Here is a 19,427-nt window from a genome sequence, read left to right on the forward strand (position 1 = left end):
TGCTCTGTTTTGGTGCGACTTGATGCTAGAATTGCATCACTCGCATCATCTGGACCCCGGCATCATGGGCGATCACTTCGCTGACAACCTTAAATTGGCCTGTAGCCACTACCGCTCTATCTCGGAGGTTTGCCGGCAGCTGTCGATCAACCGCGGGCAGTTCAACAAGTACCTGAGCGGGCAAAGCCGGCCGACGCCGTACAACCTCAAACGGATTGGTGACTTCTTCGGCGTCGAGGATTACGAGCTGGGTTTGCCGCCCGAACAGTTCGCCCGCCTGATCGGCGCGCGCAACCCGGCCGCGCAGCAGAACAACCCGATCAGTGAGCTGTTCAAGCCGCTCAACGACCATGTCGTCAACCTGTCGCGCTACTGCGGTTACTACTTCGAATACTCCAACTGCATGTCGGTGCCAGGCTTGATCCTGGTGTCGCTGGTGCACCTGCGCGAAGAACGTGAGCGCTACCTGTTCGAGCGCCAGGAGCGCCAGGAGCGCAGCAGCGCCACCGACCCCCACGCCGAGGTGCGCTGCCGCTACCTGGGGGCGGCGTTCCAGTTGCAGGATCGCCTGTTCCTGGTGGACTACGAGTCGCTGACCTTGAACGAGATGAGCCAGACCATCCTCATCCCCAGCTTCAAGAGCCGCATCACACGCCTCAATGGCCTGAAAACCGGCGTGTCCAGCGGCGACCGGCGTAACCCGGCGTGCACCCGCGTGGTCTGGGAGTACCTGGGCGAGGAGATCAACCGGATCAACGCCTTCCGTCAGGTGCGCCTTTATCGCCCGGATGACCCGCGCATCGACGACGATATCCGCGACCGCCTGAGCGCGGGTTCCATCAGCAACGGCCTGTTCGAGATCGAGTGATAGGTTGTGGGAGCGGGTTTACCGGAGTGCCGGACCACCGCGAAGCAGGCGGCGCGATGGATGGCACCGGCTCTGCCGGTGTTCGCGGGTAAACCCGCTCCCACAGGCAGAGTGCAGGTCTTGAGTTCGGCACGATCCCTGTGGGAGCGGGTTTACCCGCGAATGCTGAGGTAAAACCAACGGCGCCTTCGCGGGTAAACCGCAGCGGCGAATCGCCGCTCCCACAGGGCCGCAGGCGTCAGGCGAATTCACCCCAGAATGAACGCCCCCACCGTCTGCGCCACCTGATCCGCCACCTCCGGCCGGTCACGCAGATGGGCGGCAATGCCATGGTCGCAGTCGGTGAGCATCAGGCACTCCACATGCGGCGCCGGCACAGAGCGCAGCAGGCTGTGGGTAACTTCCTCGGGGATCGGGCTGTAACGCTCGACACCCGCCATTCGCCGGACCCCCGCCGACGTCCCGGCCCCCTGGCCGTGCACCCGCGAGTTGAGCCCGTCGTATTCGCCGATCACCAGCAGCACGCGGCCCTGGAACTGGCGCAGAAAGGCATAGCTGTCGCAGTCAAGAAAAGCGAAGGGCTGGCGGATCGCCGCGCTGAACGCCGGGCCGAAGGGCGCGCTGTGGGCGGCGTCGGGGTACACCGCCGGGCAGATCAGCACCAGCTTGCGCACATTCGGGCGCTGCGCCGCCAGCTTGAGGGCGATGGCGCCGCCCAGGCTGTGGCCGATCAGGGTGTCGCTACGGCTGTCCAGATGCTGGTGGAAGCGCAAGGCTTCCTGCAGGTTGCTGGCCAGCGAGGCATCCTTTGCCCCCGGTTCGCTGGCCAGGCTGTGGCCGGACAGGTTGCCGGTCAGCGAGCCGATGCCCTGCTGCTGCAGGCGGTACAGCAGCGGGTTGAGCCGGGTGAAGTCCGAACGGGCGCCGCCGACCACGAACACCGGTGGCGCCCGTTCGCTGTCCGGCAACAGCAGGCGGGCCTGCTGGCGATAACCGTCGAAGGCTTCGTCAATGAAACGCTCGGCGCCGGGGGCGGGTTCGTTGTACTGCCAGAGAGCGCGTTGCGCGGTGGTCGATTCGGCGTCCATGAACATCTCCTTGTGCAGGCCTGGCGCAGTATAAGTAGCTGTCGGGCAAGGGGGAACCGCGCCCTGTGCTCTTGCGACCCGGCCTACGTTGGACTTCCCCTGCCGGAAACCGCAAAATGCCCCCTTTCCTCCATCGACCTGAGCGGACCTGTTGACCCTATGCGTATGCGCCTGATGCTGTTGGGTGGAGGCAATGCCCTCGGGCAAGCATTGATTCGTCTTGGCGCCGAGGAAGACATCGCCTTCCTGGCACCGCGCCCCCCGGAAACCGGCTGGGCCCCGGCCAGCCTGACCCTGTTGCTCGACGAGCACCGCCCCGACGCGGTGGTCAACCTTGCCTATTACTTCGACTGGTTCCAGGCCGAGTCGGTCAGCGAACAGCGTCTGGCCCAGCAGGAGCGTGCGGTGGAGCGGCTCGCCGAACTGTGCCAGCACCACGAAATGATCCTGGTGCAGCCTTCCAGCTACCGGGTGTTCGATGGCTCGCGCGCCACGGCCTACAGCGAGAAGGACGAACCGGTACCGCTCGGCTTGCGCGGCCAGGCCCTGTGGCGCATCGAGCAGAGCGTGCGCGCCACCTGCCCGCAGCATGTGCTGCTGCGCTTCGGCTGGCTGCTCGACGAAAGCCGCGACGGTGCGCTCGGGCGTTTCCTGACCCGCGCCGAACAACCGCAGGAGCTGCTGCTGGCCGACGACCGGCGCGGCAACCCGACGCCGGTGGATGACGCCGCGCGGGTCATCCTCTCGGTGCTCAAGCAGCTCGACTGCAAGGCGCCGCTGTGGGGCACCTACCACTACGCCGGCAACGAGGCCACCACGCCGCTGGCGCTGGGCCAGGCGATCCTCGGCGAAGCCGCGCAGTGGCACAAGCTGGCCGTGCAGCAACCGACCGCCCAGGCCCATGCCGCGCGCCCGGATGCCAGTGAAGAGCCGCAGCATGCGGTGCTGGCCTGCAAGAAGATCCTTCACACTTTCGGCATCAAGCCGCGCGCCTGGCGTGCCGGCTTGCCGCCCCTACTGGACCGTTTCTACCGACATGGCTGATGCCCCCATCCTGATCACCGGCGGTGCCGGCTTCATTGGCTCCCACCTGTGCGATGCGCTGCTGGAAAAAGGCTACGCGGTACGCATTCTCGATGACCTGTCCACCGGCAAGCGCAGCAACCTGCAACTCGGCCACCCGCAGTTGCAACTGATCGAGGGCGATGTCGCCGATGCGGCGCTGGTCGCGCGTGCGGCCGCCGGTTGCCGGGCCGTGGTGCACTTGGCCGCGGTAGCCTCGGTGCAGGCGTCGGTCGAGGACCCGGTAAAAACCCACCAGAGCAATTTCATCGGCACGCTCAACGTCTGTGAAGCGATGCGCCAGCATGGCGTGCGCCGGGTGCTGTTCGCCTCCAGCGCGGCGGTGTACGGCAACAATGGCGAAGGCCAGTCCATCGCCGAAGACACGCCCAAGGCACCGCTGACCCCGTACGCGGTGGACAAGCTGGCCAGCGAGCAATACCTGGATTTCTACCGTCGCCAGCACGGCCTGGAGCCGGTGGTATTCCGCTTCTTCAATATCTTCGGCCCGCGCCAGGACCCGTCTTCGCCGTATTCCGGGGTGATCAGCATCTTCTGCGAGCGTGCCACCAGCGGCAAACCCATCATGGTGTTCGGCGATGGTGAACAGACCCGTGATTTCCTGTATGTCGGCGACCTGGTCCAGGTGATGGTCCAGGCGCTGGAGCAGCCGACGGTGGAAGAGGGCGCGGTGAACATCGGCCTGAACCAGGCGACTTCGCTGAACCAGTTGCTCAAGGCCCTGGAACAGGTGATCGGCAGCCTGCCGCCGATCAGCCACGGCCCGGCGCGTTCCGGGGATATCCGCCATTCGCGGGCGGACAATGCGCGGCTGCTGGCGCGCTTCGACTTCCCCGAGCCAACGCCCTTCGTTGAAGGCGTGGCACGGTTGCTCGGCAAGGCCTGAGGCCGGCGGCCACAGGGGCAGCGTAATTCTTGTGGGAGCGGGTTTACCCGCGAAGCAGGCGGCGCGGTGGATGGCACCGGCTCTGCCGGTGTTCGCGGGTAAACCCGCTCCCACAGGACACGCGCCGCTTTGACGGCAAGCGTTGTAACTGTGAGGGTGCAGCCTGCGATGAGTTAAACGCAGGCAGTACAAGACAGTTGCTCCTAGAGTGGACGTTCAAGTCCATTGCGTGGGGATCGCCTCACAGGCCATCACCCATGCCGAACCAACCGCCGCTGGCACTGTTCCGGCTCCACCACTCGCCCATCCTCAGCCCGCACCTGCAGCGTCTGAAGCCCCTGGCCGCGCTCATCGACCAGCTGCGAGCGTGACTCCCCTTCCGTAAACAGATACCGCTCCCCCCACTGGCGCAGGCCGATCACGATCGGGAACACCGCGCGCCCCTGCTCGGTCAGTACGTATTCCTTGTAGGCACTGCCATCGGAGGCGGGTTGTTGCGCAAGCAGGCCGGCCTCGACCAGCAGCTTCAGGCGCGTGGCGAGGATGTTCTTCGCCAGCCCCAGGTTCTTCTGCCATTCGCTGAACCGGCGCAGGCCATCGAAGGCATCGCGCAGGATCATCAGCGCCCAGCGATCGCCGAGCACTTCCAGTGCGCGGGCCACGGGGCATTGCTGGTTGTTGTCGTCGAGCATGGGCCATTCCTGATCAAGGTTGGTTGCAGATTAAAACCACATTTGCTAGAAATCCAGTTGTGGTTTCAAAACGAAACCGGAATCTGTCGAGGACTGTGCAATGACATCTGCCTCATCTGTACCGCCGCCATTGACCCGCGGCCTGACGCTGCTGCTGGCACTCGCCTGCGGCCTTGCGGTGGCCAGCGTGTATCTGTCCCAGCCGCTGCTGGAGACCATGGCCGGCAGCCTGGGTATCGCCCAGGCGCAGGTCGGCCTGGTGGTCGGCGCGACCCAGGCCGGGTATGCCGCAGGGTTGCTGCTGATCGTGCCGCTGGGCGACCTGTTCGCTCGCAAGCGGCTGATCCTCACGCAACTGGTGCTGGCGGCTGTTGCCCTGCTGGCGGTGGCGTCGAGCCTTGACTGGGCAATGCTGCTGGCGGCCATGGGCATGGTCGGGCTGATGGCGGTGGTGGTGCAGGTGATGGTGGCCCACGCCGCCACACTGGCCACGCCCGCGCAGCAGGGGCAAGCGGTGGGCACGGTCACCAGTGGTGTGGTGCTGGGCATCCTGCTGGCACGCCTGGCCTCGGGGTTGGTGGCCGATCTGGCGGGTTGGCGTACGGTTTATTGCGTGGCTGCGGGCCTTGCCCTGCTGATGGCGCTGTTGCTCGGCTGGCGTTTGCCCGAGGCACCACCGCGCGGCGTGCGACAGGGGTATCTGGCCCTGCTGGGGTCGGTGTTCGCGCTGTACCGCCACGACCGGCTGTTGCGGCAGCGGGGCACCTTCGCCCTGCTGATCTTTGCCGCCTTCAGTGTGTTGTGGAGTGCCATGGTGCTGCCCCTGAGCGCCGCGCCGCTGGCGCTGGACCATACCCAGGTCGGCCTGTTCGGCCTGGCGGGGGTTGTCGGTGCCCTGGCGGCCGCACGGGCCGGGCGCCTGGCCGACCGTGGGCAAGGGCAGCAGACCACCGGCCTGGCGCTGGGGTTGCTGGTGCTGTCATGGTTGCCGATTGCCCTGCTCGAGCACTCGTTGCTGGCGCTGCTGCTGGGCGTGCTGCTGCTGGACTTTGCCGTGCAGGCGGTGCACGTGACCAACCAGAGCCTGCTACTGGCCGGGCGTGGCGACATGGCCAGCCGGCTGATCGGTGCCTACATGTGCTGCTACTCGTTGGGCAGCGGGCTGGGTGCGGTGGCCGCGACCTGGGTCTACGGGCAATGGGGCTGGGGCGCGGTGTGCGGGCTGGGGGCCGGCATCAGTGGCCTGGCCCTGGGGTACTGGGTGTACCTGTGGCGGCTGGGCCAGAATGAAAAAGCCCGCTCAGGCGAGCGGGCTTGTCGGGCGGTACTGGATCAGAACTTGTAGCCCAGGCCCACCATGTAGACCCACGGGTCGACGTCCACGTCGACCTTGGTCTTGCCCACGCCCAGGGCGCTCGGGCCGTCGATGGTGGCCTTGGTGTCGATGTCGACGTACCAGACCGCGGCGTTGAACAGCAGGTTTTCGGTGAGCATGTAGTCCATGCCCAGCTGGCCGGCGAGCCCGACCGAGTCCTTCAGCTTCATGTTGCTGAAGCCTTGCGCCTTGCGGTTGCTGCTCAGGTCTTCATCGAAGAACAGGGTGTAGTTCAGGCCCACGCCGGCGTATGGCTGGAACTTGGAGCTGGCGTCCATCGGGTAGTACTGCAGCGACAGGGTCGGTGGCAGTTGCTTGATGTCGGCCAGCTTGCCGTCCAGGCCGGCACCCAGGCCCTTCACGCCGACGGTGTGCTTGAACGGGGTGGCGGCCAGCAGCTCCAGGCCGATGTGGTCGGTCAGCATGTAGGCGAATGCCAGGCCCAGTTGGGTATCGCTGTCCAGGGTCGCCTTGGTGCCCGACACCTTGGCGCCATCGAGTTTGATGTCGCCGCTGTTCTCGTTCGGCGCGGTGGTGATGGCGCCGGAACGGATGATGAAATCACCTGCCTGGTGGGCGTGGGCAACAGGGGCTGCGAGCGCCAACGCGACGAGCGAGGCACTGAGCAAGGACTTGTTCATGGAAGCTCCCAAAGGACGTGAGTAATCGAGTAGTCCAATGGTACGAAGCTGACTAAACAGAAAGTTTGACCCAGCTCAACGAAGCCGTGTCATGAGCCCCTGTCAGTGCTCACTTCAGCTCATAGGCGTAGATTTTCTCCGCTTCCATCTGGTAACCGGCATCGGCCAGTTCGCTGCTGCTGGCCTTGACCTGCATCGTCCCCTCGATCCAGTACGGCTGGTAGAGGTCTTCGACGCGCACGCCCATCTCGCTGAAGATATGCACGATCTGGTTCGACGGCGGTGGCGGCACATGGATGCAGGCGCCGTAGTAGGGCACCAGCAGGAACTCGGTGGTGCGGCCCTCTTCGCTGACCTCCAGCGGCACGATGTAGCCGGGCAGCTTCACCTGCTGGCCATCGAGTGCCTTGACCACCGGCGCGTCGGGTGCTTGCTGGCGCGCGGCAGGGGCGGACTCGGAAAGCGCACTGCCGATCTGCGACAGGTCGTGCAGCGGGGCCAGTTGCGGCGGGATGACCGGGGCGCCCTCGGGGATCAATGCGGGCCAGTCCAGCTCGCGGGGTTCGCTGGCCCAGGCTGGAGACAAGATGAACAGCAGCGCCAGGGCCAGTGTGGCGAGCAGGCTCGGCTGCGCTGCCTGCATCGCCGGCAACCCGGCTCCCACAGGTATCGCGTTGGCCTTGAAGGTCGCGCTATTCATGTGGGAGCCGGCTTGCCGGCGATTGAATGCAACGAAGGTCTTGGCTGAAAGGTGCATGGTCATTCTCAAAGATGAATCGACAGCCCATCGGCCAGCGACTGCCGATAGGCGCGCCAGGCCGGCACGCTGCCCATCAGCAGCGCCGCGCCGAGGATGATCCCCAGCAACGTCCACTCATGCGCATTCGGCCAATCCAGCGGCAGGTACAGCCCGTAGTTGGCCTGCACATAGCCCTGGGCGAGGGCGATCCCGGCATACAGCAAGCCCAGCCCGGCGGCGATCCCGGCCACGGCCAGGGCCAGTGCTTCGAGTACCAGCAACCCGGCGATGTGCCACGGCCGGGCCCCCACCGAACGCAGGATGGCCATCTCCCGGCGGCGTTCGTTGAGGCTGGTGAGGATCGCCGTGAGCATGCCGATCAGCCCGGTCAGCACCACGAACAGCGACACCACGAACAGCGCCTGCTCGGCCGTGCCCATCAGGCTCCACAGCTCTTGCAGCGCCACGCCGGGCAGGATCGCCAGCAGCGGCTCGTTGCGGTACTCGTTGATCTCGCGTTGCAGGCTGAAGGTGGCGATCTTGTTGTTCAAGCCGAGCATGAACGCGGTGATCGCCGCCGGTTGCAGGTCCATGCCGCGGGCCTGCTCGGCGCTGATGCGCCCGGCACCACGCGCCGGCACGCCGTTGTGCCAGTCGATGTGGATCGCCTCCACGCCCGCCAGGCTGATGTGCAGGGTGCGGTCCACCGGGGTGCCGGTACGCTTGAGCACGCCGACCACGGTGAATGGCTTGTCGTCGTGCTTGACCAGGCTGATGGCGGCTACACCGTGGGCCAGCACCAGTTTGTCGCCGAGCTTGTAATGCAGCGCGTCGGCCACTTCGGCCCCCAGCACCACTTCGAAGGGGTCGTCGGCGAAGGGCCGGCCCTGGCTCAGCTCGAGATGCTGGCGGCGGCCGTACTGATAGTGCGCGAAGTAGTCGCCGGTGGTGCCCATCACCCGGTAGCCGCGATGCGAGTCACCCAGGGAAATGGGGATGGCCCACTTGACTCGTGGGTCCTTGGCGTACTGCTGGTAGCTGTCCCAGCGAATGTTGTTGGTGGCGTTGCCGATGCGGAACACCGAATACAGCAGCAGGTTCACCGAGCCCGAACGGGCGCCGACGATCAGGTCGGTGCCGCTGATGGTGCTGGCGAAGCTGGCGCGGGCTTCGGTGCGCACCCGCTCGACGGCCAGCAACAGGCACACCGACAGGGCGATGGCGAAGGCGGTGAGCAGGGCGGTGAAACGGCGGTTGGCCAGGCTGGCCAGGGCAAGGCGGAGCAGGTACATCAGGCCTCCCGGGGCGTGGCGGCGCGGTTGAGTTCGGCCAGGGACAGGTGACGGTCGAACAGCGGCGCCAGGCTCTGGTCATGGCTGACGAACAGCAGGCTGGAGCCGGCCGCGCGGCATTCGTCGAACAGCAGGCGGATGAAGGCTTCACGGGTGTCGGCATCGAGCGCCGAGGTGGGTTCGTCGGCGATCACCAGTTCGGGCTGGCCGATCAGCGCCCGGGCGGCGGCGACGCGTTGCTGCTGGCCGATCGACAGGCTGCCGGCGCGGCGGGCGAGCAGGCCGGGCTCATGCAAACCCAGGTGCGCCAGCAGGTGCGCGGCGGCCTGGTCGACGCTGCCATGGCGCTGGCTGGCGCGTTCGGCACGGGACTTCGAAAAGCGGCAGGGCAGTTCAACGTTCTCGCGCACCGACAGGAACGGCAGCAGGTTGAACTGCTGGAAGATGTAGCCGGTGTGATCGACCCGAAAACGGTCGCGGGCGCCCTGGCTCAAACTGGCCAAGTTCTGGCCGAGCAGCTGGATACGCCCCTGGCCCGGGCGGTTCACCCCGCCCAGCAGGCCGAGCAGGGTGGTCTTGCCGCTGCCGCTGGGGCCCTTGAGGAACAGCGCCTCGCCGGCTTCCAGGCGGAACTCGCGGATATCCAGCAGCGGCGCCTGGCCGGGCCAGGCGAACACCAGGTCATGCAGTTCGATCAGCGCCTGGCTCATTCAGAACGCGACCACGGCCTTGGCCGCAGTGGCCTCGACGCCTTTCTGGCCGTTGGGGCCGATCAGTTGCACGTTGATCTTCTGGGTTTGCGGGAAGGTCTTGAACAGCGGGCCAAGGTCGAGCTGGGCGAGCTTGGCCGGGGTGGCGCAGGTGAACTGGTAGTGGGCGTTCACATCGGCGTGCTGGTGGCCGTGTTCGTGTTCGTGCGCGTCGCCATCGTCGTCGGCATGGGCGGCGTCGCCGAACAGCGGGCTTTCAAGCTCTTGCGCTTCATCCTTGCAGCCGGCGGCCTGGGCCAGGCCGAACAGCTTCAGCGGTTGCTCCAGCTGCTGGCGCGCGGCGGCGACCTTGGCCTTGTCGGCATCGGTGCTGGCGGCGTGCTCGAAGCCGACCAGGTTCATGGCCGGGCTGTCCAGTTCCAGCTCCAGGGTGTTGCCGTCGAGCACCACGTTGAGCTTGGCCACACCATGCTCATGGGCGGCGAGGGTGCCGTGATCGTGGTCATGCTCGTCGTGGGCATGGGCCACGGCCAGGGGCAGCAGGGCAAAGGGCAGGGCGAGCAGCAGACGACGCATGAACGGCTCCAGGGAGGCTTGGAATGATTTGGTAATGTTATAACAATTTTTCTGCGCCTCGCCAGCCTGCCTGGCACAGGTTTCATGTTCGTGGGAGCATGACGGCATTCAGCCCTGGTACGAGGAAGGCAGCGTGAGAATTCGTGGACAGATCGGTGAATGGCCGGTGGATTTGACCATCGAGCTGGCGCCGGAAGAGTGGGCGCAGTTGGGCCGTCGGCTGGAGCAGCCTGCGCTGGTCGAAAACGCACCGGTGAGTGCCAGCCCCGTGCCGCGCCAGGATGACGGGCAGTGGATGGCCGCGCGTGATGTGTTGCGTCAGGCCGGGCAGATGAGCGGGCCCGAGTTGCTCGACCGCCTCGAAGGGCTCACCGGCAGCACGGCGGCGGGCAAGCGCCTGCTGGTGCGTTTGCGGCACAGCAGTGAGGTGAAGGTGGAAAGCGGCGTGGATGCGCCGGTGTATCACTGGGTGGGGTGAACCAGCAGGTTCTGTGCTGGCATTTTCGCGGGTAAACCCGCTCCCACAGGGATCGTGCTGTTCTTGATTCCTGTGGGAGCGGGTTTACCCGCGAACGAGGGCGAAGCCCTCGCCAATTATTGGATCAGAACATCGCCGCCGACAGTTTGCGGCGGTACACCCCCACCAGCGGATGATCGCTGCCCAGCAGCTCGAACACCTGCAGCAGCGCCTTCTGCGGCAAGCCGTTCTCGTAACCACGGTTACGCTGGAACAGCTTGAGCAACCCGTCCAGCGCCGCTTCGTACTGCTGGCGCGCCAGTTGCTGGATGCACAGCTGGTAGCTGGCCTCGTCATCCTGCGGGTTCTGCGCCAGGCGGCTTTTCAGCTCGGCGGCTTCCGGCAGGCTGGCGGCCTGGCGCAGGAAGGTCAGCTGGGCCTTGGCGCCTGCCAGGGCTGCTTTGTGCTCATCGGTCTTCACCGCGTCCAGCACCACTTGCGCCTCGCCCAGCTCACCGCGCTCGGCCAGGCAGCGGGCGTACAGGATCAGCGCTTCGGCGTTGCTGTTGTCTTCACCCAGCAGCACCTGCAGCAGCGCTTCGGCCTCGCTGAAACGGCTCTCGGCGAACAGCGCCTTGGCCTGCTCCAGCGGCGCGGCGGTTGGCGCTGCGGGCATCTGCACATGGGGCTCGAGCATGGTGCGGATGGCCGACTCGGGCTGGGCACCGGCAAAACCGTCGACCGGCTGGCCGTCCTTGAACAGCACCACGGTCGGCAGGCTGCGGATGCCGAACTGGGCCACCACCTGCTGCTCGACGTCGCAGTTGATCTTGGCCAGCAGCAGCTCGCCCTGGTAGCCCTCGGTGATCTTCGCCAGCAGCGGCATCAGCGCCTTGCACGGCGCGCACCACTCGGCCCAGAAGTCGACCAGGACGGGTTTGTGGAAGGAGTTCTCGATGACCAGTTGCTGGAAGGTGGCATCGGTGGCATCGAAGATGTACTGCGTTTCCTGGCTCATCGTGACTCTCGCAAACGTGAATGCCCCACTATAAAGGCTCGCGGCTGGCGTGGTACAGGCTGACCCGGCGGAATTCGTGCGGCTCGGCCAGGTCCGGCAGGGTCAGCGCCTCGAGCACGCCCAGCGGGCGGTATTGCGGGTGGCTGAAGTCGCGCACGCGCGAATCCGCCACCAGCGCCTGACGGCCACGGCTGAGAAATTCATCCAGCAACGGCAGGTTGGCGCGGTCGTACAGCACATCGGCGACCAGGATCAGGTCGAAGCGGTCGGCCTCTGCGAAGAAGTCGCTGCTGTAGTTCAGCGCCACGCCATTGAGCGCGGCATTGGCGCGGCAGGCGTCGAGGGCCAGCGGGTCGAGGTCGCAGGCCACCACCTCGAGCGCGCCCGCCCGGGCCGCAGCGATACCGGCAATCCCGGAGCCGGCGCCGAAGTCCAGCACGCGCTTGCCGCGCACCCACTCCGGGCGCTCGGCCAGGTAGCGCGCCATGGCCAGGCCGCTGGCCCAGCAGAAGCTCCAGTAGGGTGGCTCTTCGAGGATGCGTCGGGTTTCCTCGCTGCTGAATTCACGGTCCATGTTCTGGTCGTCGATCAGCCAGAGCTTCAGTGCGCACCCGGGCAGCTCGCTGACCACCAGGCGCGCTTCGCCGATCAGGCCGCTCAGGGCCTGTTGCAGGGCGTGCGGTGCCATTTACGGGGCCTTTTCGAAACGCAGCGGGCCAGTGGCCTGGGTTTCGGCCTGGGCGATGCGCACCGGTGGCAGGTGCATGATCAGCTGGCCGGACTGGCTGGCACGGCCACGCAGCTCCACGCGGGCCCCGGCGGGGAAAGCCTCGGGGTTGAAGCGCAGTTGGTAGGGCAGGGCCTGGCCGGTGCCGGTCAGGGTGCTGCTGGCCAGCAGCTGTTGCGGGCGGCCCCGCTCGTCGATGACCAGCAGTGCCAGTTCGACGTCGGCGCCGGCGGGGATCTCCATCAGCGTGCCGCTCAACTCGCGCTGGTAGGCCGGCAGCGGGCCGAGTGGCTGGGCTTTCTTCGCCACCTTGGCCGGCACGGGCTTTGGTGCCTGTTCAGGCTTTGGTCGGTCGCTGCCGCAAGCGGCGAGCAGGGCGGCGGCGCACAGCACGACGAGCGCTCGATAGTGCATGGTGTAGTCCTTGGCGGGCAGAATTGCATGGATGGTAGCTTGTCTTGCCAGTGCAATGCGCTACCATGGCCCTCCCTTTTTTTGTTGCCTGCCACCATGCACTGTCCGTTTTGCGGTGCCAACGACACCAAGGTCATCGACTCGCGCCTGGTCGCCGAGGGCGAACAGGTTCGTCGCCGTCGTGAATGCGTCGCCTGCGGCGAGCGTTTCACCACCTTCGAAACCGCCGAGCTGGTCCTGCCACGGCTGATCAAGCAGGACGGCACGCGCCAGCCCTTCGACGAAGACAAACTGCGCGCCGGCATGCAGCGCGCGCTGGAGAAGCGGCCGGTCAGCGTCGAGCGCCTGGAAGCGGCGCTGGCGCATATCAAGAGCCGCCTGCGCGCCACCGGCGAGCGGGAAGTGAAGTCACTGGTGGTCGGTGAACTGGTGATGGCCGAGCTGCGCAAGCTCGACGAAGTCGCCTACATCCGTTTTGCCTCGGTCTACCGGCGTTTCCAGGACCTCGACGAGTTCCGCGAAGAAATCGACCGCCTGGCCCGCGAGCCAGCCAAAGAGTAAGCATGACCAGCCAAGCCGCCATTCTCGACGCCCACTACATGGCCCGGGCCGTGGAACTGGCCCGCAAGGGCCTCTACACCACCCACCCCAACCCACGCGTAGGCTGCGTGATCGTGCGCGATGGCGAGGTGGTCGGCGAAGGCTGGCACGTGCGCGCCGGCGAGCCCCATGCCGAAGTCCACGCCCTGCGCCAGGCCGGCGAGCGCGCCCGTGGTGCCTGTGCCTACGTCACCCTCGAGCCTTGCAGCCACCATGGCCGCACGCCGCCGTGCGCCGAGGCGCTGGTCAAGGCCGGTGTGGCGCGGGTGGTGGCGGCCATGCAGGACCCCAACCCGCAAGTGGCCGGCAATGGCCTGCGCCGCCTGCAAGAGGCCGGGATCGAAGTGGCCAGTGGCGTGCTCGAAGCCGAAGCCCGTGCCCTCAACCCCGGTTTCCTCAAGCGCATGGAGCACGGCCTGCCGTTCGTTCGCGCCAAGCTGGCGATGAGCCTGGACGGCCGCACCGCCATGGCCAGCGGCGAAAGCCAGTGGATCACCGGCCCCGCCGCCCGCTCGGCGGTGCAGCGCCTGCGCGCGCGCTCCAGCGTGGTACTGACCAGCGCCGCCAGTGTGCTGCAGGACAAGGCGCGGATGACCGTACGCGCTGAACAGCTGGGCCTGGACGCCGAGCTCACGGCCCTGGCCTTGTCGCGCCCGCCGTTGCGGGTATTGATCGACGGCCGCCTGCGCCTGCCACTGGACGCGCCATTCTTCCAGGCCGGCCCGGCGCTGGTGATCACCGCCGCCGGTGATGATCCGCGCTATGCCGCCGCTGGCCACGAATTGATCAACCTGCCCGGCAGCGCTGGCCAGGTCGACCTGCCGGCGCTGCTGCGCACCCTGGCCGGGCGCGGCGTCAACGAAATCCTGCTGGAGGCCGGTGCCGGCCTGGTCGGTGCCTTCGCCCGCCAGGGCCTGGTCGACGAGTTCCAGCTGTTCGTCGCCGGCACCTTCCTCGGCTCCGCTGCCCGCCCGCTGCTGGACTGGCCACTGGCGCAGATGAGCGAGGCGCCGCGGCTGAAGATCACCGAAATGCGCGCAGTCGGCGATGACTGGCGAGTCACTGCCATCCCCCTGCCGGCCCCCGGCGTATAATGCCGGGCTTGCCCCGCGCAGCCTGTCTTTGAGGAGAACAGCATGTTCACCGGCATCATCGAATCCATCGGCACCATCCGCAGCATGACCCCCAAGGGCGGTGACGTGCGCGTTTATGTAGAAACCGGCAAGCTCGACCTGGGCGACGTCAAGCTCGGCGACAGCATCGCCGTCAACGGCGTGTGCCTGACCGCCGTCGAACTGCCCGGCGACGGCTTCTGGGCCGACGTCAGCGTCGAGACCCTCAAGCGCACCGCCATGGTCGACTTGAAAACCGGCAGCCGGGTCAACCTGGAAAAGGCCCTCACGCCCACCACCCGCCTGGGCGGCCACCTGGTCAGCGGCCACGTCGACGGCGTCGGCGAGATCGTCTCGCGCGCCGATAACGCCCGCGCCATCCAGTTCCGCGTGCGCGCACCCAAAGAGCTGGCCAAGTACATCGCCCACAAGGGCTCGATCACCGTCGACGGCACCAGCCTGACGGTCAACGAAGTCGATGGCGCCGAGTTCGAGCTGACCATCGTCCCGCATACCCTGTCCGAAACCATCATGGCCGACTACCGCGCAGGGCGTCGGGTGAACCTTGAGGTCGACCTGCTGGCCCGTTACCTGGAGCGTCTGCTGCTGGGCGACAAGGCCGCCGAGCCGAGCAAGGGCAGTGGCATTACCGAAAGCTTCCTGGCCGCCAACGGCTTCTTGAAATCCTGATTGAGAAGGGGGTGCCGCGTGGCGCTCAACAGCATCGAAGAACTGGTTGAAGACATCCGCCAGGGCAAAATGGTCATCCTCATGGATGACGAAGACCGCGAGAACGAAGGCGACATCATCATGGCGGCCGAGTGCTGCCTGCCTGAGCACATCAACTTCATGGCCAAGCACGCCCGTGGCCTGATCTGCATGCCGATGACCCGCGAGCGCTGCGAAACCCTGAAGCTGCCGCTGATGGCGCCGCGCAACGGTTCCGGTTTCGGCACCAAGTTCACCGTGTCGATCGAGGCCGCCGAGGGTGTCACCACCGGCATTTCCGCCGCCGACCGCGCGCGCACCGTGCAGGCCGCCGCCGCCAAGGACGCCAAGGCCGAAGACATCGTCAGCCCTGGCCACATCTTCCCGCTGATGGCCCAGCCCGGTGGCACCCTGGCCCGCGCCGGCCACACCGAAGCCGCCTGCGACCTGGCGCGCATGGCCGGTTTCGAGCCGAGCGGGGTGATCTGCGAAGTGATGAACGACGACGGCACCATGTCGCGCCGCGCCGAGCTGGAAGTGTTCGCCGCCGAGCACGGCCTGAAGATCGGCACCATCGCCGACCTGATCCACTACCGCATGATCCACGAGCGTACCGTTCAACGGGTTTCCGAGCAGCCGATCGAGAGTGAGCTGGGTGAATTCAACCTGGTCACCTACCGTGACGCGGTGGAAGGCGACGTGCACATGGCCCTCACCCTCGGCAAGATCTGCGCCGAAGAGCCGACCCTGGTGCGGGTGCACAACATGGACCCGCTGCGCGACCTGCTGATGGTCAAGCAGCCGGGCCGCTGGAGCCTGCGCGCGGCCATGGCCGCCGTGGCCGAAGCCGGCAGCGGCGTGGTGCTGCTGCTGGGTCACCCGCTGGACGGCGACGTGCTGCTGGCGCACATCCGCGAAAGCGCGGGCGATGCGCAACCCAAGGCACCGACCACCTACAGCACCGTTGGCGCCGGCTCGCAGATCCTGCGCGACCTCGGTGTGCGCAAGATGCGCCTGATGAGTTCGCCAATGAAGTTCAATGCGATATCCGGATTCGATCTGGAAGTTGTAGAATACGTGCCCTCCGAGTGACTTGAGGCGGCTTGATCGCCTTGCAACTCGAGTCAAAACCCTCCCGAGGCCGCCACAGCGCGGCCTCGCTCTTGAAGATGAGAACTCAAGAATGACCCTGAAGACCATCGAAGGTACCTTCATCGCCCCCAAAGGTCGCTATGCTTTGGTGGTTGGCCGCTTCAACAGCTTCGTCGTCGAAAGCCTGGTAAGCGGTGCAGTCGATGCCCTGGTACGCCACGGCGTCAGCGAAAGCGACATCACCATCATCCGTGCTCCGGGCGCGTTTGAAATCCCGCTGGTGGCACAGAAAGTCGCCCAGCAAGGCAACTACGACGCGATCATCGCCCTGGGCGCCGTGATCCGTGGCGGTACCCCGCACTTCGAATACGTGGCGGGCGAGTGCACCAAGGGCCTGGCCCAGGTGTCCATGGAGTTCGGTGTTCCGGTGGCCTTCGGCGTGCTGACCGTCGACTCCATCGAACAGGCCATCGAGCGCTCCGGCACCAAGGCCGGCAACAAAGGTGCTGAAGCTGCCCTGTCCGCTCTGGAAATGGTCAGCCTGCTGGCGCAGTTGGAGGCCAAGTGATTAGCGACGAAAGCGATCGTTTCAACCCGCGCGATCCGAAACCTGCGGATGCCGGCAAGCCCTCGAAGAGCGCCAAGCGTCGCGAAGCCCGCAAGCTCGCCACCCAGGCCCTCTACCAGTGGCACATGGCCAAGCATTCGCTGAACGAGGTCGAAGCGCAGTTCCGGGTCGACAACGATTTCACCGATATCGACGGCGCCTACTTCCGCGAGATCCTGCACGGGGTCCCGGCGAAGAAGAGCGAAATCGACGAAGCACTCAAGCCTTGCCTGGACACCCCGCTCGAAGAGCTCGACCCGGTCGAACTGGCGGTTCTGCGCCTGTCCACCTGGGAGCTGATCATGCGCGCCGACGTACCCTACCGCGTAGTGATCAACGAAGGTGTGGAACTGGCGAAAGTGTTCGGCGCCACCGACGGTCACAAGTTCGTCAACGGCGTGCTGGACAAGCTGGCTCCGCGTCTGCGTGAGGCGGAAGTCAAGGCGAACAAGCGCTGAGTGCGCGCCTGCCGGCCATGGGTGAGTTCGAGCTGATCAGCCATTACTTCGCCGCCGCGCCCTGTGCGCAGGGCGGCGAAGGCGTGGCCCTGGGCATCGGCGACGATTGCGCCCTGCTGGACATTCCCGCCGGCGAGCAGCTGGCGATCTCCACCGACACCCTCGTGGCCGGTGTGCATTTCCCCGCAGTCTGCGACCCCTTGCTGCTTGGCCAGCGTGCGCTGGCCGTGGCGGTCAGCGACCTGGCGGCCATGGGTGCCACGGCGATCGGCTTCACCCTCGCGCTCACCTTGCCCCAGGTCGGCCCCGACTGGCTCGAAGGCTTCGCCGACGGCCTCGGGCGCATGGCCCGGCGCTGCGGCATCAGCCTGATCGGCGGCGACACCACCCGTGGCCCGCTGAGCATCACCGTGACCGTGTTCGGCCGGGTGCCGGCCGGCCAGGCGCTGCGCCGCAGTGGCGCGCGCCCGGGCGACCTGCTGTGTGTCGGCGGTGATCTGGGCAATGCGGCCGGGGCGCTGCCGTTGGTGCTGGGCGAGCGCGAGGCCATCGACGAGGTGGCTGGGCCGCTGCTTGAGCACTATTGGTCGCCGCTGCCGCAACTGCAGCTTGGCGAGCGGCTGCGTGGCCTGGCCACGGCGGCGCTGGATATCTCCGATGGCCTGCTGGCCGATTGCGGGCACATCGCCAAGGCGTCCGGCGTGGCATTGCAGGTGAACCTGGCGCAGGTGCCAGTGTCTGGCGCCTTGCAGGCCTTGCTCGGCCATGAAGGGGCGTTGCACGCGGCGCTCACCGGTGGCGATGACTACGTACTGGCGTTCACCGTACCCGAGGCGGCCTTGGCGACCCTGGGCGCTGGCGTGCACGTGATCGGCCATGTGCTGGAAGGCCAGGGCGTGACCCTGCGCGACCCGCAGGGCCGGGACATCACCCCGCAACAGCGGGGCTATCAACATTTCAGGGAGACACCGTGACCGACCACCCCAACCAGGTGCCTGCGGAGTTCGTTCCGCCTTCGGTCTGGCGCAATCCGTGGCACTTCATCGCCTTCGGCTTCGGCTCCGGCACATTGCCCAAGGCCCCCGGGACCTGGGGCTCGCTGGTGGCGCTGCCGTTCATTCCGCTGTGGCAGATGCTGCCCGACTGGGGCTACTGGCTGCTGCTGGGCATCAGCATGCTGTTCGGTGTGTGGTTGTGCGGCAAGGTGGCCAATGACTTGCGCGTCCACGATCATGAAGGCATTGTCTGGGACGAAATCGTCGGCATGTGGATCACCCTGTGGCTGGTGCCGGAAGGCTGGCAGTGGCTGCTCGCAGGGTTCCTGATGTTCCGCTTCTTCGACATCCTCAAACCGTGGCCGATCCGCTGGGTCGACCGGCATGTGCATGGCGGGTTCGGGATCATGCTCGACGATATCCTGGCCGGGGTATTTGCCTGGCTGGGCATGCAGGTTCTGGTGTGGGCGGTGGCCTGAAACACAGGAGTGTTGTGATGGGCGTGAGGACTGTTGTACTGGCATTGATGCTGCTCGTCGCCCCGGCCGTCATGGCCCGCGAGACGCCCGCACAGGTGCGCCTGGTCAGCGAGGAATGGCTCGACTACACCAACGCCGATGGCAGCGGGGTGGCCTGGGACGTGCTGCGCAAGGTGTTCGAGCCGGCAGGGGTCAAGGTCGTCACCCAAAGCGCGCCGTACAGCCGTGCAGTAGGCCTGGTCAGGCGTGGCGAGGCCGATGCCTGGGTTGGCTCGTACAAGGAAGAGAACGACGACAACCTCTACCCGCGCTGGCACTTCGACATGGACCACATCTACGCCCTGGGCCTGGCCGGCAAGGCACAGCCCACGCCCGAAAACGTCGGCCAGTATCGCCTGGCCTGGGTGCGCGGCTATGACTACGCCAGCTACCTGCCCAACGTACACAACTTCCGTGAGGTTCAGCGCCGCGAGGGCATCCTGCCGATGCTCGAGCATGACCGGGTGGACTTCTACATCGATGCGCAGACCGAAGTCGACTACGTGCTTGGGCAGTCGCCACACCCCGAGCGTTTTCGCAGCACCCACGTCGCCGAGCTGCCGCTGTACCTGGCCTTTACCCGTAGCGAGCAGGGCAAGGCCCTGAGTGCGCTGTTCGACAAGCGCATGGCCGAGCTGGTGCGCAGCGGTGAGTTGAAGCCGATCTTCGAGCGCTGGAAGCAGCCGTATCCGTTCAGCGCCGACAGCCAACCGCATTGAGAGCGGCTGGTGGTTTCCACTGTTGGCGCTGATCCTGTGGGAGCGGCTTTAG

General features: G+C 66.4%; 24 protein-coding genes. 14 read left to right on the forward strand and 10 right to left on the reverse strand.

From position 1 onward, the window contains the following. Positions 1-64 precede the first annotated feature (64 nt). A complete protein-coding gene (locus EJA05_RS02980; protein WP_110993334.1) occupies positions 65-868 on the forward strand; it encodes a helix-turn-helix domain-containing protein in 804 nt (267 codons plus the stop codon). Positions 869-1,116: 248 nt separating this feature from the next. Here the strand turns inward: EJA05_RS02980 and EJA05_RS02985 are convergent, their stop codons facing one another. Beyond that, positions 1,117-1,956 carry an alpha/beta hydrolase gene (locus EJA05_RS02985; protein WP_125857265.1) on the reverse strand — a complete coding sequence of 280 codons (840 nt, stop codon included), beginning with the start codon at positions 1,954-1,956 and terminating at the stop codon, positions 1,117-1,119. Between the two features lie 159 nt (positions 1,957-2,115). On the opposite strand from EJA05_RS02985, the gene EJA05_RS02990 reads away from it, so the two are divergent. Then, on the forward strand, positions 2,116-3,000 hold the full coding sequence (locus EJA05_RS02990; RefSeq protein ID WP_125857266.1) for a sugar nucleotide-binding protein: 885 nt from the start codon (positions 2,116-2,118) through the stop codon (positions 2,998-3,000). After that, positions 2,993-3,925, forward strand: a complete 933-nt coding sequence (locus tag EJA05_RS02995) for an NAD-dependent epimerase/dehydratase family protein (protein ID WP_125462422.1) — start codon at positions 2,993-2,995, stop codon at positions 3,923-3,925. The genes EJA05_RS02990 and EJA05_RS02995 overlap by 8 nt, the downstream gene beginning before the upstream one ends. Before the next feature lie 251 nt (positions 3,926-4,176). Here EJA05_RS02995 and EJA05_RS03000 read toward each other — a convergent pair whose 3' ends face one another. Then, positions 4,177-4,617, reverse strand: a complete 441-nt coding sequence (locus EJA05_RS03000; RefSeq protein ID WP_125857267.1) for a winged helix-turn-helix transcriptional regulator — start codon at positions 4,615-4,617, stop codon at positions 4,177-4,179. 100 nt (positions 4,618-4,717) lie between these two features. On the opposite strand from EJA05_RS03000, the gene EJA05_RS03005 reads away from it, so the two are divergent. Beyond that, the gene (locus EJA05_RS03005; protein WP_125857268.1) at positions 4,718-5,962 is read left to right on the forward strand and encodes an MFS transporter; all 1,245 of its coding nucleotides are present in this window, start codon (positions 4,718-4,720) and stop codon (positions 5,960-5,962) included. On the opposite strand, the gene EJA05_RS03010 is transcribed toward EJA05_RS03005, so the two are convergent. From EJA05_RS03010 to EJA05_RS03030, 5 genes are all read right to left on the reverse strand, one after another. After that, positions 5,950-6,633 (reverse strand): OmpW/AlkL family protein, encoded by a 684-nt coding sequence (locus EJA05_RS03010; protein WP_125462425.1) that lies wholly within the window; start codon positions 6,631-6,633, stop codon positions 5,950-5,952. The genes EJA05_RS03005 and EJA05_RS03010 overlap by 13 nt on opposite strands. 109 nt (positions 6,634-6,742) lie before the next feature. Further along, positions 6,743-7,276, reverse strand: a complete 534-nt coding sequence (locus EJA05_RS03015; RefSeq protein ID WP_125861235.1) for a DUF3299 domain-containing protein — start codon at positions 7,274-7,276, stop codon at positions 6,743-6,745. 122 nt (positions 7,277-7,398) lie between these two features. Next, entirely contained in the window at positions 7,399-8,664 is a 1,266-nt protein-coding gene (locus tag EJA05_RS03020) for an ABC transporter permease (RefSeq protein WP_125857269.1), read from the reverse strand. After that, entirely contained in the window at positions 8,664-9,374 is a 711-nt protein-coding gene (locus tag EJA05_RS03025) for an ABC transporter ATP-binding protein (RefSeq protein WP_125857270.1), read from the reverse strand. Before EJA05_RS03025 ends, EJA05_RS03020 begins: the two co-directional genes overlap by 1 nt. Next, a complete protein-coding gene (locus EJA05_RS03030) occupies positions 9,375-9,950 on the reverse strand; it encodes a DUF2796 domain-containing protein (protein ID WP_125857271.1) in 576 nt (191 codons plus the stop codon). 133 nt (positions 9,951-10,083) lie between these two features. On the opposite strand from EJA05_RS03030, the gene EJA05_RS03035 reads away from it, so the two are divergent. Further along, on the forward strand, positions 10,084-10,428 hold the full coding sequence (locus EJA05_RS03035; protein WP_125857272.1) for a hypothetical protein: 345 nt from the start codon (positions 10,084-10,086) through the stop codon (positions 10,426-10,428). A 124-nt stretch (positions 10,429-10,552) separates the two neighbouring features. On the opposite strand, the gene trxA is transcribed toward EJA05_RS03035, so the two are convergent. From trxA to EJA05_RS03050, 3 genes are read right to left on the reverse strand one after another with little or no spacing between them, the layout of a single operon-like run. After that, positions 10,553-11,425: a thioredoxin gene (trxA, locus tag EJA05_RS03040; RefSeq protein WP_125462430.1), complete on the reverse strand. Its 873-nt coding sequence runs from the start codon at positions 11,423-11,425 to the stop codon at positions 10,553-10,555. Between the two features lie 28 nt (positions 11,426-11,453). Continuing rightward, the gene (locus EJA05_RS03045) at positions 11,454-12,113 is read right to left on the reverse strand and encodes a class I SAM-dependent methyltransferase (RefSeq protein ID WP_125857273.1); all 660 of its coding nucleotides are present in this window, start codon (positions 12,111-12,113) and stop codon (positions 11,454-11,456) included. Further along, positions 12,114-12,566 (reverse strand): YbaY family lipoprotein, encoded by a 453-nt coding sequence (locus EJA05_RS03050; RefSeq protein WP_125857274.1) that lies wholly within the window; start codon positions 12,564-12,566, stop codon positions 12,114-12,116. 96 nt (positions 12,567-12,662) lie between these two features. Between EJA05_RS03050 and nrdR the strand changes: the two genes are divergently transcribed. The 9 genes from nrdR to EJA05_RS03095 all read left to right on the forward strand — a co-directional run bounded on the left by nrdR (position 12,663) and on the right by EJA05_RS03095 (position 19,375). Beyond that, complete coding sequence (gene nrdR / locus EJA05_RS03055; RefSeq protein WP_016393425.1) at positions 12,663-13,127, forward strand: transcriptional regulator NrdR; 465 nt, start codon at positions 12,663-12,665, stop codon at positions 13,125-13,127. A 2-nt stretch (positions 13,128-13,129) separates the two neighbouring features. Further along, positions 13,130-14,260 (forward strand): bifunctional diaminohydroxyphosphoribosylaminopyrimidine deaminase/5-amino-6-(5-phosphoribosylamino)uracil reductase RibD, encoded by a 1,131-nt coding sequence (gene ribD / locus EJA05_RS03060; RefSeq protein ID WP_125857275.1) that lies wholly within the window; start codon positions 13,130-13,132, stop codon positions 14,258-14,260. A gap of 42 nt (positions 14,261-14,302) precedes the next feature. Continuing rightward, the gene (locus EJA05_RS03065) at positions 14,303-14,968 is read left to right on the forward strand and encodes a riboflavin synthase (protein WP_110993350.1); all 666 of its coding nucleotides are present in this window, start codon (positions 14,303-14,305) and stop codon (positions 14,966-14,968) included. Positions 14,969-14,986: 18 nt separating this feature from the next. Then, positions 14,987-16,078, forward strand: a complete 1,092-nt coding sequence (ribBA, locus tag EJA05_RS03070) for a bifunctional 3,4-dihydroxy-2-butanone-4-phosphate synthase/GTP cyclohydrolase II (protein ID WP_110993351.1) — start codon at positions 14,987-14,989, stop codon at positions 16,076-16,078. A gap of 91 nt (positions 16,079-16,169) precedes the next feature. Further along, positions 16,170-16,646: a 6,7-dimethyl-8-ribityllumazine synthase gene (ribH, locus tag EJA05_RS03075; RefSeq protein ID WP_110993352.1), complete on the forward strand. Its 477-nt coding sequence runs from the start codon at positions 16,170-16,172 to the stop codon at positions 16,644-16,646. Continuing rightward, positions 16,643-17,143 (forward strand): transcription antitermination factor NusB, encoded by a 501-nt coding sequence (nusB, locus tag EJA05_RS03080; RefSeq protein WP_110993353.1) that lies wholly within the window; start codon positions 16,643-16,645, stop codon positions 17,141-17,143. The genes ribH and nusB overlap by 4 nt, the downstream gene beginning before the upstream one ends. Before the next feature lie 17 nt (positions 17,144-17,160). Then, positions 17,161-18,117: a thiamine-phosphate kinase gene (gene thiL, locus EJA05_RS03085; protein ID WP_125857276.1), complete on the forward strand. Its 957-nt coding sequence runs from the start codon at positions 17,161-17,163 to the stop codon at positions 18,115-18,117. Further along, positions 18,114-18,617, forward strand: a complete 504-nt coding sequence (locus tag EJA05_RS03090) for a phosphatidylglycerophosphatase A family protein (protein ID WP_023632630.1) — start codon at positions 18,114-18,116, stop codon at positions 18,615-18,617. Before thiL ends, EJA05_RS03090 begins: the two co-directional genes overlap by 4 nt. Positions 18,618-18,634: 17 nt before the next feature. Beyond that, positions 18,635-19,375, forward strand: a complete 741-nt coding sequence (locus tag EJA05_RS03095; RefSeq protein ID WP_125857277.1) for a substrate-binding periplasmic protein — start codon at positions 18,635-18,637, stop codon at positions 19,373-19,375. The last annotated feature ends 52 nt before the right edge of the window (positions 19,376-19,427 follow it).

It is taken from the genome of Pseudomonas oryziphila (assembly GCF_003940825.1).
Classification (GTDB): domain Bacteria; phylum Pseudomonadota; class Gammaproteobacteria; order Pseudomonadales; family Pseudomonadaceae; genus Aquipseudomonas; species Aquipseudomonas sichuanensis.

Excerpts from the sequence above, each read along its gene's own strand:
- EJA05_RS02980 (WP_110993334.1), top strand. The coding sequence starts at position 65 with ATGGGCGATCACTTCGCTGACAACCTTAAATTGGCCTGTAGCCACTAC.
- EJA05_RS02985 (WP_125857265.1), bottom strand. The coding sequence starts at position 1,956 with ATGGACGCCGAATCGACCACCGCGCAACGCGCTCTCTGGCAGTACAAC.
- EJA05_RS02990 (WP_125857266.1), top strand. The coding sequence starts at position 2,116 with ATGCGTATGCGCCTGATGCTGTTGGGTGGAGGCAATGCCCTCGGGCAA.
- EJA05_RS02995 (WP_125462422.1), top strand. The coding sequence starts at position 2,993 with ATGGCTGATGCCCCCATCCTGATCACCGGCGGTGCCGGCTTCATTGGC.
- EJA05_RS03000 (WP_125857267.1), bottom strand. The coding sequence starts at position 4,617 with ATGCTCGACGACAACAACCAGCAATGCCCCGTGGCCCGCGCACTGGAA.
- EJA05_RS03005 (WP_125857268.1), top strand. The coding sequence starts at position 4,718 with ATGACATCTGCCTCATCTGTACCGCCGCCATTGACCCGCGGCCTGACG.
- EJA05_RS03010 (WP_125462425.1), bottom strand. The coding sequence starts at position 6,633 with ATGAACAAGTCCTTGCTCAGTGCCTCGCTCGTCGCGTTGGCGCTCGCA.
- EJA05_RS03015 (WP_125861235.1), bottom strand. The coding sequence starts at position 7,276 with ATGCAGGCAGCGCAGCCGAGCCTGCTCGCCACACTGGCCCTGGCGCTG.
- EJA05_RS03020 (WP_125857269.1), bottom strand. The coding sequence starts at position 8,664 with ATGTACCTGCTCCGCCTTGCCCTGGCCAGCCTGGCCAACCGCCGTTTC.
- EJA05_RS03025 (WP_125857270.1), bottom strand. The coding sequence starts at position 9,374 with ATGAGCCAGGCGCTGATCGAACTGCATGACCTGGTGTTCGCCTGGCCC.
- EJA05_RS03030 (WP_125857271.1), bottom strand. The coding sequence starts at position 9,950 with ATGCGTCGTCTGCTGCTCGCCCTGCCCTTTGCCCTGCTGCCCCTGGCC.
- trxA (WP_125462430.1), bottom strand. The coding sequence starts at position 11,425 with ATGAGCCAGGAAACGCAGTACATCTTCGATGCCACCGATGCCACCTTC.
- EJA05_RS03045 (WP_125857273.1), bottom strand. The coding sequence starts at position 12,113 with ATGGCACCGCACGCCCTGCAACAGGCCCTGAGCGGCCTGATCGGCGAA.
- EJA05_RS03050 (WP_125857274.1), bottom strand. The coding sequence starts at position 12,566 with ATGCACTATCGAGCGCTCGTCGTGCTGTGCGCCGCCGCCCTGCTCGCC.
- nrdR (WP_016393425.1), top strand. The coding sequence starts at position 12,663 with ATGCACTGTCCGTTTTGCGGTGCCAACGACACCAAGGTCATCGACTCG.
- ribD (WP_125857275.1), top strand. The coding sequence starts at position 13,130 with ATGACCAGCCAAGCCGCCATTCTCGACGCCCACTACATGGCCCGGGCC.
- EJA05_RS03065 (WP_110993350.1), top strand. The coding sequence starts at position 14,303 with ATGTTCACCGGCATCATCGAATCCATCGGCACCATCCGCAGCATGACC.
- ribH (WP_110993352.1), top strand. The coding sequence starts at position 16,170 with ATGACCCTGAAGACCATCGAAGGTACCTTCATCGCCCCCAAAGGTCGC.
- thiL (WP_125857276.1), top strand. The coding sequence starts at position 17,161 with ATGGGTGAGTTCGAGCTGATCAGCCATTACTTCGCCGCCGCGCCCTGT.
- EJA05_RS03095 (WP_125857277.1), top strand. The coding sequence starts at position 18,635 with ATGGGCGTGAGGACTGTTGTACTGGCATTGATGCTGCTCGTCGCCCCG.